The sequence below is a fragment of the Pseudorhodobacter wandonensis genome (genome assembly GCF_001202035.1).
GTDB classification, from domain to species: Bacteria; Pseudomonadota; Alphaproteobacteria; order Rhodobacterales; family Rhodobacteraceae; genus Pseudorhodobacter; species Pseudorhodobacter wandonensis.
The window spans coordinates 182,431-196,769 of record NZ_LGHT01000044.1 but is presented as its reverse complement, the minus strand read 5'-3'; the positions used below and the strand labels follow the sequence as shown (position 1 = coordinate 196,769).

Below are 14,339 nucleotides of genomic sequence, written 5' to 3'. Positions count from 1 at the left end.
TGCGCCAGCCCAGAGCCTAAGGTCGAAATCGTCAAATTGGAACAGCCTACCGTTATGCGTCTTGAAAATTTCCGAAACCAGTTTGCAAATCTCTCTCCTGCCGGTTGCTACGTTGCACTGCGGGTCGGCTTTTATGCCCCGGAAGATGAGATAAACTTGTTCCCAACGAAATGGATCGACCATTACACGCTTTCAGGTTTGGCACTGATAGACCCGTTTCTGCGATGGTGCCAAATGAACCAAGGTTATGCGCGTTGGGGCGATATTGAAGGCGTGCAGACGCTAACGGATTATCAGACCTTTGGTTTCAATTTTGGCTGCGTTGTCTCTATCTTTGGTACGCCATCCCAGCCAAAGCGCAGCCTTGGCATCTTTGCGCGCAAAGACCGGGATCCGGATAGGGCTGAAATGGCCGAATTGAACAGGCTGCTTCAGGGGCTGCACACCCATGAAACCAGAAAACCGACCAAAGCCCAGCTGGCCGCGCTGCGGTTGTTCGCGCAAGGCTTGCCCCAAAAAGTGATCGCGAATGAACTTGGAATTTCGATCGGTGCCGTAAAAGGGCGCCTGCGCGGTGGCGCCGAAAGGTTAGAGGTTCGAACGCCTGTAGAAGCGGCGTTTTTGGCAGACCGCAGGGGGCTTTTATGATTTACGACCCGTGGCAAGGCATAGCGCCAGAACCTGGTGCCAAGACAAAACAGCCTCTGATCTATATGATGAAATGCACCGCCGAATGAATGACGTTGTTCAATACTTGCCACCAATCGTCAGGAATCTCCCGCCAAGAAAGGATTTGGCATGGAAATCATAGATCTAGGGACGGTGCCGTCGAGCTCGGAAAACTATCTCACGTTCATCGATCAAATGTGCGACACGCTTGAACTCGATTTTGCGTCTTATGCAACCGTAAACCCCGTAACAGGGGTGGTTCATGGCTATGCCAATTATCCGGATTCATGGAAAATGCACTACATGAACCGAAATTTGCACAGGGTTGATCCAACGCTGCACAAGGCCAGTCTAAGCATCGCACCGGTGGATTGGCAGCGCTTTGAACGGGATCAAAAGTTTCAGTCCGTTTTCAAGGCCGCAGGTGATTTCGGCATCACGCCGCAGGGCCTGACTGTGCCCATAAGGGGCCCCTATGGCGACCGTGGTTTGCTGAATGTGACGCGCTCTTGCTCGGTTGAAGAGTGGGACAAACTAAAGCGGCATATTATGGGAAACCTTCAGACCGCTGCCGTTCACTTGCACGATTCCGTCATGCGCACGAACGGATTGGTAAGCGCGCTGGGGTATTCTGCGCTTTCCACGCGCGAGAAAGAAGTTCTGCAATGGACTGCGGCAGGCAAGCTGCAACAGGAAATTGGTGATATTCTGTCCATATCGCACCGCACCGTTGAAATCCATTTACGCTCGGCTCGTGAAAAGCTCGGGGCGTTAACAACTGTGCAAGCAGTCGGGCGGGCAATCGGCATGGGCCTTATCCATCCGCGTTAATGCAGTTATAAGGGATTCCCCGTATTTTCACTGACGGCTTGGTCGTTGATACATCTCCTAGTAGCAAAACAGGAGCATGTATCATGATCTACGTAGTTGATTCGCTTAATGCACATGAATTTTCAGACCTTTTGATCGAAATGCACCAGTTGCGCGCGCGGGTCTTCAGTGACCGGCTCGGCTGGGAGGTCGAGGTGAAAAACGGCATGGAACGCGATGCCTTTGATGATCTGAACCCCGCGCATGTTATCAGCGTTGATGAAACCGGTCGCGTCGTTGGCTGTATGCGTCTTTTGCCGACAACCGGCCCGCATATGCTCTCGGATGTGTTCAGTTGCTTGCTGGATGACGAACCACCGATCCGTTCCGCCCGCGTCTGGGAGGCTACGCGCTTTTGCGTTGATACGAACCTGCCGGGCCGCGGCGTTGCCCGCAATTCCATTTCTTATGTCACAAGCGAGGTGATGATCGGCGCGTTCGAATATGGCATCGCTGCGGGTATTTCAGATGCTGTTGCAGTGATTGATCCTGTCATGAACCGCGTGATGATGCGCTCTGGCAATGCGCCATATGGCTATCTCGGCTCGCCGCATCCAATGGGCAAAGTGACCGCGCTTGCCGCATTGATGGATTGCTCGGAAGAGCGGATCGCGCGCATTCGCGATTTCGCCGGAATTCGTCATGATGTGTTCAAGGAATTTGTACCCGAGGCAGTCCAGTAATGACAGTACACACGCAGCCAACCGAAAACGATTGGGCCGAAAAGCAGCCGCCTGCCCCGTCACATCGCTGGATTGTCCACCTGCTTGCCGAGATGGTCTATTATTCCGAGTCGAATGAACTCCACGACATTGTGGGCCCGTTGACGGATGCTATTGAACAGATAGCTCCGTCGCTGGCGGGCACCGCTCCGACAAACCGTGGCGAAAACAGCATTGCCGCAGGTCAAACCGGTGCTGAACCAAGCAATGTTCTGGATTTCATGAAACGCGCGGCGCGTTAGGGCCGGGATCAACTGGTTTTGCCCGCTCTGGATCACTCAACCCGCAATGCACCGAGGCTAGGGCGACCTATCGCAAAGCCTATCGGCCGCCTGTGGCACGGATTTTTGCAGACTGCCCCGACTTTGGGCAGCAAAACTGGCATTGACCTCCAGATCGCCCTTGCTTGGCTACAGGCCAGACGTCACGAAAACGGCATAAAGGCCGGATAGCATCTTTGGGACAAAACAGGCGGCATGGTGCCGAAACAGATGGAATATGCGCGTTGTGCAACCTTGGTTGGGATGGCCCGGCCACCGGAATAGTTCAAAATCGCAATCGCATGTTGTATTTTTCTCTTGAAGAATCCTTCGGCTCATCTAGGTATTCGCAGATTGAATGAACGTTCATTCTGGTGGTAGACGTGACGCAAAATCAAGAAAAAACCATTTCTTTGGTCGACCAGCGTGTTGCAGGCATCCTTGCCAGTGCGCGTGCGGCCTTTGTGGAAAAGGGTTTTGACGGCGCGTCGATGCAAGATGTCGCCCGCAAAGCCGATATGAGTGTCGGAAACTTTTACCGCTATTTCCCGTCAAAGGCGGCGATCGTCGAAGCCTTGATAATGGCCGATATCGCCGAAATGGAACAAGATTTCGCAGCGATATTGGAACACGCCGATCCGCTGCTGGCCTTACGTTCCGCCATTGCCCAGCGCATTACATCGGCCTGTTGCAACAACGACTCGCAGCTTTGGGCCGAAATTGACGCGGCCGCCCAGCGCAAACCCGAAATCGGAATGGCCTGCGCCCGCATGGAAGACGCCATTGTGGCGCATCTGACCACGCTTTTTGCCCGTGCCACCGGGCAGTCTTTATCCGCCGCGAAACAGCTTTGGACGGCCCATGCCCGGTTTTTGGTAATTCTTGTCAAAGCGGGCTCTTCGCAAGGCCGCGATCTTCCTGAAACCGATGATGTCACGCGGCTTGTCCTGCGCAACATCAACCTGACCCTTGATGAAATTTCTATGACGGCCCAGAAAGGCTGAGTGTATGCAATTCCTGTTTCCCTTTTTTCTAGCCCTTTCGATGCTTGGTTTGGCCCTGCCCGCAGCGGCACAAACGCCCGAGGCAACACCGGCAACGGCAATTGTTTTGCCTGCAATCACTGTATCGACAGTTGAAAACCGCATCTTGCGCGACCGCGCCATCGTTACCGGACTGATCGCACCCGTTGAATCCGTGCAGGTGGCCCCATTGATCGAAGGCCAACCGATAGAGGCACTTTTGGCAGATGTCGGGGATGTTGTGCACGAAGGGCAGACCCTTGCGGTTTTGTCCAAAACCACGCTCGAATTGCAAAAAAGTCAGTTTGTGGCGTCGCTCGCCTCGGCCCGTGCAACGGTCGCGCAGGCCGAAGCACAAATGCTAGAGGCCCGCACCGCCGCAGATGAGGCGCAGCGCATCAACCTCCGCACCGCCGCTTTGCGCAAACAGGGCTCTGCCTCACAGGCCGCGGCTGATACGGCCTCGTCCAACGCTATTTCCGCGACGGCACGCATGACTGTGGCGGCCCAATCGCTGGAAGGCGCAAGGGCGCAAGTTACCCTCGTCAGTGCACAAGCCGACAATATTGATCTGCAATTGCGCCGCACCGAGGTAAAGTCACCGGTCAATGGTGAAATCACACAGCGCAACGCCATTCTAGGCTCTATTGCTTCGGCCGCAGGTGCGCCGATGTTTACGCTGATCCGCGATGGCGCGTTGGAAATGGATGCCGATATCGCCGAATCCGATATTTTGCGCATCGCAGCGGGGCAAAAGGTTGTGCTGTCTCTGGTTGGCACCGATGCCCCCTTGACCGGAACTGTGCGGTTGGTGGAACCAACGATTGATGCCGTAACAAGGTTGGGCCGCGCCCGCATTTCGCTGGATCAACCCAGCCAGTTGCGGTCGGGCATGTTTATTGACGCCGAGGTTCTGGTTGCCGAACGTCAGGCCCTTGCAGTGCCTGTCACCGCGGTCGGACGCAGCGCAGACGGCGCAACAGTCAAACAGGTGCGGGACGGCCTTGTAACACAGGTGCCTGTGCAAACCGGCATCCGCGATTCCGGCTGGGTTGAAATTTTGTCAGGGCTAAAGGCAGGCGATAGTATCGTCACCAAAGCCGGGGCTTTTGTGCGCGATGGCGACCGGATCAATCCGGTTCCCGCCACGAATTAAGGGGGTCTGAAATGAACTTTTCAGCATGGTCCATCCGCAACCCAGTTGCGCCGCTGCTCGCCTTCTTTTTGCTCATGATGCTGGGTTGGCAAAGCTTTAACGCGCTGCCGATCACCCGCTTTCCCAACATTGACGTGCCCCTTGTCGCCGTGACAGTCACGCAGCCGGGCGCGGCCCCTGCTGAAATGGAAAACCAAGTCACCAAAAAGATCGAAGATGCGGTTGCCGGCATCAATGGCGTGAAGAACGTACGTTCGACGGTGAATGACGGTATTTCGACCACTGTGGTCGAATACAACATGGAAACCCCGACCGACAAAGCGGTGCAGGACACCAAGGACGGCATAGACCAGATCCGTGGCGACTTGCCCGGTTCGATTGAAACGCCAATTGTCACGCGCATCGACGTCGAAGGTCAGGCGATTATGACCTTTGCTGTCAGCGCGCCGAATATGTCCTTGGCCGAGCTGTCGTGGTTTGTGGATGATGTGATCACCCGGTCGCTTCAGGGCAGGCCCGGTATCGGCCGTGTCGATCGTTACGGCGGCGCAAATCGTGAAATACGGGTCGAGCTGGACCCGACACGATTGAACAGCTTTGGCATTACAGCCGCACAGGTGAACCAGCAGTTGCGCCTGACAAATGCCAACACCGGTTCGGGGCGGGCCGAGTTGGGGACAGGCGAGCAGGCAATCCGCACCTTGGGCGATGCTGCCACCGTGCAACGCTTGGCCGCGACAAACATCGCCCTGCCCTCGGGTCAGCATGTGCGCCTGTCTGATCTGGGCAATGTCGTTGACACGAATGAGGAATTGCGCAGCTTTTCCAACCTGAATGGCAATCAGGTTGTCAGCTTTGCCGTGTTCCGTGCCAAAGGCGCATCCGAGGTATCGGTCGCCGAGGTGGTGAATAAGCAGCTTGTGTCCCTGCGGGCAAATAACCCCGACGTCACAATCACGCTTGTCGATGAAACGGTATTTTACACCTACGGCAACTATGAGGCTGCGATTCACACCTTGCTAGAAGGGGCACTGCTGGCCATTCTGGTGGTCTTGGCGTTTCTGCGTAACTGGCGGGCAACCTTGATTGCAGCGGTTGCGCTGCCCTTGTCTGCCGTGCCGACTTTTTGGGTCATGGACATGCTGGGGTTCTCGCTGAACCTTGTATCCTTTTTGGCGCTGACGCTGGCCACGGGTATCCTGGTCGATGACGCGATTGTGGAAATCGAAAACATAGCCCGCCACATCCGCATGGGTAAAACCCCGTTTCGCGCCGCGATCGAGGCGGCTGATGAAATCGGGCTGGCGGTTATTGCCACCACCTTTACCATTATCGCGGTCTTCGTGCCTGTATCGTTCATGCCCGGTATCCCCGGCCAGTATTTCCGACAATTCGGCCTGACTGTAGCCATTGCCGTTGCGTTTTCGCTGCTGGTCGCACGGCTTATCACGCCGATGATGGCGGCCTATCTGATGCGCGACAAAGATGCCCATGCCGAAGGCCAAGAAGACGGCCCAATCATGCGCGGCTATCTGCGGATGATCCGGCAAACCCTGCGTTTTCGCTATTTGACCTTGGTCGGCGCCATCGGGGTGTTGGCAGTTTCCATCTACTTCATGGTGCAAATCCCCGGCTCGTTTATTCCGCCAGAAGATGTCAGCCGCATTCCGATTTCGGTCGAACTGCCGCCGGGCAGCACCTTGGAGCAGACTGATAAAACGACACGAGCGATGGTCGATGAAATCAAGGCCATTGACTGGGTGGATAATGTGTTCGTGCTGGGCGGGTCTTCGCCCACTGGCGACCTCGACATTCGCCGTGCCTCTGTCACCGTGCTGCTGGCGCGGCTTGACCATTCGCTTTTGTACAAGCTGTCACAAATTGCATCGAAAACCCCGCTGATCGGCCCCTATATCCCGAAAGTTGAAAGCACAGGCCGAACAGTACCGCAAAACGAAATAGAGGCCGAGATTTTCAAACGTCTGGCCAAAATCCCCGATATTCGCGCCTTTAAGCTGAATGACCGGGGCGAGCGGGATCTGTCTTTCTCTATCCTGTCAACCAATGAGGCCGATCTGAATGAAGCGGTCGGGCGGTTGGAAAAGGCGCTTTCGGGCGAACCGCTTTTGGCCAGTGTTGCATCTTCCGGTGCTTTGCCACGGCCCGAAATCCAAATCAGCCCACGGGCGGATGAGGCAGCACGGCTGGGCATTACCTCGGCGCAAATCGCCGAAGTGGTCCGCGTGGGCACGATTGGCGACGTTGATGCGGCGCTTGCAAAACTGTCCATCGACAACCGGCTAATTCCGGTGCGCGTGCGCCTGAACGATGCAGCCCGCGAAGATCTGACCCGGCTGGGCGCGTTGAAACTGACAACCTCAACCGGCGCCGTCGTACCGCTGTCTACCGTGGCCGATATTGCGATTTCCGAAGGCCCGTCAACCGTGAACCGGCTGAACCGTGAACGCTTGGCGACCATCGGGGCGAACCTGCCAGTAGGTGTTGCGCTTGGCACAGCGACGACGCGGTTCAATGACATCATCGCCTCGGTGCAACTGCCGCCCTCTGTACGCGTCGCCCCCGCCGGCGATGCCGAGGTGCAAAATGAGCTGCTAGCATCTTTTGGCAACGCAATGCTGATGGGCCTGTTTCTGGTGCTGACCGTGCTGATCTTGTTGTTCAGATCGGTGATTCAGCCCTTTACCATTCTTTTGTCATTGCCTTTGGCGATTGGTGGCGTTGCTGCGGCGCTAATCCTGACCGGATCGGCAGTATCAATGCCGGTCTTGATCGGGATATTGATGCTGATGGGGATCGTCACAAAGAACGCGATTCTGCTGGTCGATTTTGCCGTCGAAATGCGGGCGCAAGGCATGGAGCGCGTCAAAGCTGTGATGGAAGCGGGCCATAAACGCGCGCGTCCCATCGTGATGACCTCAATCGCCATGTCTGCGGGCATGTTGCCCTCGGCTTTGGGCGTAGGCGAAGGCGGATCGTTCCGTGCACCAATGGCTACAGCGGTGATTGGCGGGATCATTGTGTCAACTGTGCTGTCACTGGTGATCGTGCCGTCCTTCTATCTGATCATGGACGATCTTAGCCGCCTGTTGGGCCGTCTGTTCGGGCGTCTTATTGGCAAGGCGGATGTTGAAGAAACAATTCCTTCATCCGAAATCCTTGCTGAACGCATCGCCCTGCTGAACGCCGAACAACAATCATTGCGCGACAGGCTGGATGCAATCAGCCGCCCAAAAGCGCTTGAGGCGGCAGAATAAAATAACGCCGCTGCGGTTACCCACCCGCAGCGGCTTTGCACCCTTGGGCGCGGGGTTGCACCCTACTGGCGCGTGTTCGTCGCGATCAGGTGTTTGCTGCCTCACTTCTTTCCGGGGCTGCCGTCAAACTTCTTTTCAAGCGATGCCCAGCAATCGATATAATCTTCTTGCAGGGGTGCCTCATTGGCCGCAAAGCCCGTCAGATGCTGCGGAAAGCGCGTTTCAAACATGAAAGACATGGTTTCACTTAGCCGCTCTGGCGCCAGTTCTGCATTCGACGCCTTCTCGAACGCCTCACGGTCCGGCCCATGTGGCAACATCATGTTGTGGAGGCTCAGACCACCCGCCACAAAACCCTGTGGTTTCGCATCATATTGCCCGTAAATATTGCCCATCAATTCCGACATGACATTCTTATGATACCACGGCGGGCGGAAGGTATCTTCCATCACCATCCAACGTTCGCGGAACAGCACGAAATCGATATTGGCCGTACCGGGGTTGCCCGATGGCGCGGTTAAAACCGTAAAGATCGAAGGGTCGGGATGATCAAACAGAATAGAGCCAACAGGGCAATAGTGGCGCAGGTCATATTTCACCGGTGCGTAATTGCCATGCCACGCCACCACATCCAACGGCGAATGCCCGATTTGGGTTTCATGGAATTGGCCACACCATTTGATCGTAACGGTTGACGCAACTTCACGATCCTCAAAGGCGGCCACTGGGGTTTTGAAATCACGCCGGTTTGCCATGCAATTTGCGCCAATCGGGCCTCGGCCGGGCAATTCAAACTTCTGACCATAGTTTTCGCAAACAAAACCGCGGCACGGGCCCTCCAGCACCTCTACCCGATACACCAAGCCGCGCGGCAGAATTGCGATCTCTTTGGGGGCAAGATCAATGATACCCAACTCGGTGCAAAAGCGCAGGCGTCCTTCTTGCGGCACAACCAACAGCTCGCTGTCAGCCGAGTAGAAATAGGCGTCAACCATGCTTTCGGTGACAAGATAGACATGGCTGGCCATGCCCACCTGTATGTTCACATCACCCGCCGTGGTCATGCTGCGCATACCTGTCAGCCAGGTCAAACCGGCATCTGAATGCGGCACAGGGTCCCAACGATATTGGCCCAGGCTCGTCACATCTGGCACCACATGCGGCGCAGATTTCCAATACGGCAAATCGATGCGCGTATAACGGCCTGAATGCTTTACCGAAGGACGTATGCGATAGCACCAGGTCCGCTCATTCTGGTGGCTGGGTGCCGTAAATGCTGTACCGGAAAGCTGTTCTCCATACAGGCCATAATTGCATTTCTGTGGGCTGTTCATACCTTGGGGCAAGGCATCCGGCAGTGCTTCGGTTTCAAAGTCATTACCAAAGCCCGGCATATAGCCTTGATGCGGGCCGGGCAGTGACGGCGCGATAATCATGTTCGGGGATTTCTGGGTCATTGGAACCTCAACCTATCGGAAAATGAGAATATGGCAGGCATAACGATCGGCAATGCCCGTCACAGTCGACCGGCAATCCAGAACGGCAAATGCCTTTCAAGATACCGCGCAGTGGACCATCGGTCAGCACTTTGCGCAAGCCACACTGTTCCAAACTGATGCCGCCCATTGGCACGATCTGACCAACTCGGCGCAATATATGACTTGCGCTTTGGTTCGGTTCCCCGTGTCGCCGGATGGGCGGTATTTGCCCACGAACTAGGCGTGCAGGTTGAACAGCTGTTCCTCTTGGTCTATCGAACTGAATGTCGTAAACGACGACAACTGGCTGAATGCATCGCAGGCGGCCCGGTGCATCATTGCGTTGGGTATGCTCGAAAGATTGGCACGGCTATTGGGGCTAAAACGAGATGAATATGAAAAACAGGCGTTTTAACTTTCTGAGCCGCCTCACGGATGACAGCTTGCTGTGGCGTTTGCTTTCCGAAAGCTTGCCCGAGCACAAAGGAAAATATGGGGCCGCCATCTTCGCAATGGTTTTGGTCGCTGGTACCACAGCGCTGTCCGCCTGGATAATGGGCGAAATTGTCGATGCCATGACAGACTCCGACAATACGTCGCGGGTCTATATGGTCGCCGCCGGTGTCTTCCTGATTTTCGCGGCAAAAGGCTTTGCCAGCTTTGCACAAACCGTTTTGATGGCCCGCGCCGGCAACCGGATCGTGGCCGAGAAACAAACCTTGCTGTTCAAGCGTCTGCTGCGCCAAGGGATCGGCTTTTTCAACACGACGGAATCCTCTGATCTGCTGCTGCGCGTGACGCAAAGCGCGCAAATGGCACGCAACGTGATTGACGTTGTGGTAACCGGCTTTATCCGCGATTCACTGACTTTGTTTGGGCTGGTCGCCGTAATGTTCTATCAGCAACCCATCTTGTCACTTATCAGCCTTGTGGTTGGCCCGGCGGCGGTATTGGGCGTGCGCATGATCCTGACCAAAGTCCGTGCCATCATGGCGCAAGAAATGGCCGGTCTGGCCGAGATCATCAAAGTCGTACAAGAAACCTCGACCGGCGCGCGGGTTATCAAGACCTTGGCACTGGAAGATCTGATGCAAAACCGTATGGCTAAAGCTGTACGAGAAGTCGAAAAGCGCTCGAACAAGATGGTTCGTCTTGAATCGGCAACCTCGCCCCTGATGGATTCGCTTACCGGTGCAGCCATTGCCTCAATTGTTATCCTCAGCAGCACCAGTATTGCCGGGCAAGCGGCCGGTTCGGCAGGGCAGTTGATGTCATTCGTTACGGCGTTCTTGATGGCGTATGAACCGGCAAAGCGGCTGTCGCGGATGCGGGTTACCATCGAAGGCGGCATGATCGGTGTCCGCATGATGTACAGCCTGCTGGACATGCCTTTGACCCTTATCGAGGCCCCTGATGCGAAAGAACTGGCCACAGGGCCGGGTGAAGTGACGTTGGAAAATGTGTCCTTTGGCTATGTTGACGGCCCATCGGTCATCAAAAACCTTAGCCTGACCTTTGAGGCCGGCAAGACAACCGCGCTGGTTGGCCCTTCGGGTGGTGGCAAATCTACCGTTCTGAACCTGCTCTTGCGACTCTATGATCCGGTCGAAGGCGTGGTCCGCATTGATGGCAGTGACATCCGGCAGGCAACCTTTGCGTCGCTCCGGAAAAAAATTGCCTTTGTGGGGCAGGATACATTCCTGTTTTCCAACACTGTGATCGGAAACCTGCGTGTTGCCCGCCCCGATGCCACCGATGCAGAAATCATCGAGGCCGCCCGCGTGGCCCACGCCCATGATTTCATCGAAAGCCTGCCCAAAGGCTACCAAACGCAGATCGGTGAAAACGGCGCGTTCCTGTCTGGCGGCCAACGGCAACGGCTGTCGATCACCCGTGCGGTTCTGCGCCGCGCACCGATCCTTTTGCTGGATGAGGCCACCAGCGCGCTCGACAGTCAGTCCGAGGCTTATATCCGCGACGCATTAGAGCGCGTCAGTCTGGGCGTAACCACAGTTGTCATCGCACACCGGTTTGCGACCATCATGAACGCAGATAAAATCTGCTATCTAGAGGCAGGTCAGGTAACCGAACAAGGAAGCCTGAAAGAGCTTCTCGCAATGAACGGCGCGTTCAAAAAACTATATGACGCCCAGTTCCGCGAAGAATCCTAAGATCGCAATCCGCAACAATCCACGTGGCGGGCTGCGCCGGTAAAATCGTTCCACCAATCGGGGGCATAATTGCCCCTTTTGAAAAACCCCGAACCTTGGGCCAATTGAAAACAAGGTATTCCGGCGTTGCTATGTTGCCCAGCCCCCCAAGGCCACCCAGCAATGCAGATCGCCCCTGTTCGGAATGCACCCATTGCCCCAAAGCGATTATTGGCGGTTTACCCCGGTATGATGGGCTTCAGTTCCCCGAATTTTCTGAAACTCGAATACCGCCGCAACGCGATTGGTCACGCCAAACTTCTGCATGATATTCGTCATGTATTGCTTTACGGTCTTTTCGCTAATTGCCAGACTTTCGGCAATCTCACGGTTGGTTAGACCGGTTTCCAGCGCCTTGAGAACCTGAATCTCTCTGGACGTAAGAATTGACAAACTATTGCTCAGCGCCTTTTCGCGATGCGGGGTTTGCGCAGCTTGCAGCAATCTTGCCGCAAACGTAGGCGAGACAAAGGTACCCTCTGCCATAATAGTCTCAATCGCGCTAACCAGTTCGGCCGCCCCAACGCCTTTCAGAATATAGCCTCGTGCACCTTCGTTTAGCGCCTGAATTGCCGTGTCAGCACTATCACAGACCGTCAGCATGACACATCTGACCTCTGGCGCGACCTTTGTGATCTCTTTCAGCGCATTCATTCCGCCACCGGGCATATCCATGTCCAGAATCAAAAGATCGGGCCCGTGCTTTATCGCAAGCGCGACTGCATCATTGGCACAACTGCCTTCGTAAACGGCCTTGAACTTCATGTTGTTGGCAAAAACACTTACCAAGCCCTGACGAAAGATCGGGTGATCGTCGACAACTGCTACAGTCAGAAAACCCATGCCAATAACATTCCCGAAACTTCAAAACTCCCATTTCTGGAAGGTCACAAAACAAATAACTTTTTCAATTTGGGTCAAAGAAAGCAAACGATTTACGCCTGCCCCTAGGTTTCGATACGTCACCAAGTATCGACATGTTTAGGCCATCCAATCAAGATAATAATACGATTGTTTCCAAAGCTTTAACAATTACCCATATTTTGAAACATTGTTTCCAAAACGGGATCAATTCACTCGAAATTCGGTTGCAAGCGCTGCTGTTGAAAAGACACATGTAACGGCGGTTCCCGATGGCTCGCGCGCCTCTATTGAGAAACGACCATCCAGTGATTCTGTCCGAAACCGCATGCCCTGCAGCCCGAGGCGAACAGACTTCCGAGATGGGTTTTCCGTATACGGCCCCGGTCCTTCGTCCAATATACGCAGCGTCAGCCTATCATCTTGGCCGGTGACAACCACCTCTTGCATTTTGGCCTCACCATGCTTGAAGGCGTTGCTCAACGCCTCTTGCACAATGCGGCAAAGCGTGTGCGTTGACGTTTCGGAAATTGTCGGGTCTTCGATCTCATATCGGAATGCAACGCGTGTGCCGGTTCTGTTTTCATGCATTCTGATAACCGCGCGCAACGCCGTCTCCAGTGATTGACCGCTTTCAAGGTAAGGCGCGACCAAACCTTCAGAAACCGCGCGGATCTCGGTCATCGCCTGGTTCGCCGAGTCGCGGATATCGGCCAAAAGCTCGACTGCAAGTGCCTTATCCTTGCTGCGCGCCGTCCGCAGATATGTATCCAATTGATCAAGCCGCAGCAGCAGAAAACCGATCAACTGGGCGGCACCATCATGTAGATCAGACCCGAGCCTTCTTTGCAATTTACTGTCGTTTCTGGTCACGTTCATCATCGCATCCTTGATGCGATTGTTCAGGCTCTGATTGGTTTGGTTCAACGTTTCCATTTCGGCCAGACGCGCCTGAAGATCGTCACGCTGTCGGTCGATCGTGCGGCTGCCGGTGCGCACAATCGTCGCCAGAATTGCGAACAATATCATCCCGACAACAGCAAAGATCAGCGCGTTATCCTTTGCCGCGCCCAGCAAGGCCTGCCCCACGTAATCGGCATTCTGATAAAATTCGCCGATGGCTATGATGTTACCCGTCTCAAGATCATAAAGAGGGGCGTAGATCTCATAAAGCCGCTGGCCAAGCATACGTTCCTTTGCGTGCTCGTCCTGCTCTAGGTCGCTAAGCCGCCCCATCACCTTACCCGCAAGCGCGTCTTTCACCTCTTCGGATGAATGCTCCAGGTTCATCTGTTCCTGATCTTCGGCAAAGGCCAGCGTCCCATCCGTGCGCCAGATTTTTACGGTCATGAAATTTCCATGCTCGGAAAAATCATCGCGCAGCCCACGAATGGCCTTGGTTTCTGCGGCAGAAAGATCTGATTCTCTTGCCAGGGATTGAACATGGGGCTGTAAAAGGCTTTGCAGATAGAACGCATGGGTTCCGACCGTCGCATCCAGTATCCGGATTGTTGCCAAACTGTTAACCCAAATCGTTAGCGCAACCATCGAGACCGCAAGCACCCCGCCCAGCGCAAAAAGGAATTGGTTGATTAGACTTACGGCCAAAAACTGGTCTTTGATTTTTCTCGGCGTTGCAATTGTATCTGTCATTTTTTTCCCGCGCGTATGAGACCAACGGAGAGTGCTATCAGACTAAAGTCCTATACAACTATAGGTTTTGCTACAGACCAAAATCCTTAATATCCGGTTAATTTGCCAGACCTAAGATACTTACCCTTATTCGCGCAACTTGCCAAACTTGATGAACAGTGAG

At 54.8% G+C, this 14,339-nt stretch carries 12 protein-coding genes; 9 read left to right on the top strand and 3 right to left on the bottom strand.

Annotated features, from left to right (window positions below):
• Positions 1-54: 54 nt before the first annotated feature.
• From AKU79_RS15900 to AKU79_RS15870, 7 genes are all read left to right on the top strand, one after another.
• Complete coding sequence (locus tag AKU79_RS15900; protein WP_050524552.1) at positions 55-648, top strand: helix-turn-helix transcriptional regulator; 594 nt, start codon at positions 55-57, stop codon at positions 646-648.
• 150 nt (positions 649-798) lie between these two features.
• Positions 799-1,500 carry an autoinducer binding domain-containing protein gene (locus AKU79_RS15895; RefSeq protein ID WP_050524551.1) on the top strand — a complete coding sequence of 234 codons (702 nt, stop codon included), beginning with the start codon at positions 799-801 and terminating at the stop codon, positions 1,498-1,500.
• 83 nt (positions 1,501-1,583) lie between these two features.
• The gene (locus AKU79_RS15890; RefSeq protein WP_050524550.1) at positions 1,584-2,222 is read left to right on the top strand and encodes an acyl-homoserine-lactone synthase; all 639 of its coding nucleotides are present in this window, start codon (positions 1,584-1,586) and stop codon (positions 2,220-2,222) included.
• Positions 2,222-2,503 (top strand): hypothetical protein, encoded by a 282-nt coding sequence (locus AKU79_RS15885; protein WP_050524549.1) that lies wholly within the window; start codon positions 2,222-2,224, stop codon positions 2,501-2,503. The genes AKU79_RS15890 and AKU79_RS15885 overlap by 1 nt, the downstream gene beginning before the upstream one ends.
• 401 nt (positions 2,504-2,904) lie before the next feature.
• Complete coding sequence (locus AKU79_RS15880) at positions 2,905-3,525, top strand: TetR/AcrR family transcriptional regulator (RefSeq protein ID WP_050524548.1); 621 nt, start codon at positions 2,905-2,907, stop codon at positions 3,523-3,525.
• A gap of 4 nt (positions 3,526-3,529) precedes the next feature.
• Entirely contained in the window at positions 3,530-4,699 is a 1,170-nt protein-coding gene (locus tag AKU79_RS15875) for an efflux RND transporter periplasmic adaptor subunit (protein ID WP_050524547.1), read from the top strand.
• Between the two features lie 11 nt (positions 4,700-4,710).
• On the top strand, positions 4,711-7,974 hold the full coding sequence (locus AKU79_RS15870) for an efflux RND transporter permease subunit (protein WP_050524546.1): 3,264 nt from the start codon (positions 4,711-4,713) through the stop codon (positions 7,972-7,974).
• A 101-nt stretch (positions 7,975-8,075) separates the two neighbouring features.
• Here AKU79_RS15870 and hmgA read toward each other — a convergent pair whose 3' ends face one another.
• Entirely contained in the window at positions 8,076-9,431 is a 1,356-nt protein-coding gene (hmgA, locus tag AKU79_RS15865; RefSeq protein WP_050524545.1) for a homogentisate 1,2-dioxygenase, read from the bottom strand.
• A 52-nt stretch (positions 9,432-9,483) separates the two neighbouring features.
• On the opposite strand from hmgA, the gene AKU79_RS15860 reads away from it, so the two are divergent.
• Positions 9,484-9,693, top strand: coding sequence for a hypothetical protein (locus AKU79_RS15860; RefSeq protein ID WP_050524544.1), 210 nt, complete (start codon positions 9,484-9,486; stop codon positions 9,691-9,693).
• A gap of 154 nt (positions 9,694-9,847) precedes the next feature.
• Complete coding sequence (locus AKU79_RS15855; protein WP_050524852.1) at positions 9,848-11,623, top strand: ABC transporter ATP-binding protein; 1,776 nt, start codon at positions 9,848-9,850, stop codon at positions 11,621-11,623.
• Between the two features lie 207 nt (positions 11,624-11,830).
• On the opposite strand, the gene AKU79_RS15850 is transcribed toward AKU79_RS15855, so the two are convergent.
• Together AKU79_RS15850 and AKU79_RS15845 are read right to left on the bottom strand one after the other, a co-directional pair.
• A complete protein-coding gene (locus AKU79_RS15850; protein WP_050524543.1) occupies positions 11,831-12,505 on the bottom strand; it encodes a response regulator in 675 nt (224 codons plus the stop codon).
• Between the two features lie 225 nt (positions 12,506-12,730).
• Positions 12,731-14,176: a sensor histidine kinase gene (locus AKU79_RS15845; RefSeq protein ID WP_050524542.1), complete on the bottom strand. Its 1,446-nt coding sequence runs from the start codon at positions 14,174-14,176 to the stop codon at positions 12,731-12,733.
• Between the last annotated feature and the right edge of the window lie 163 nt (positions 14,177-14,339).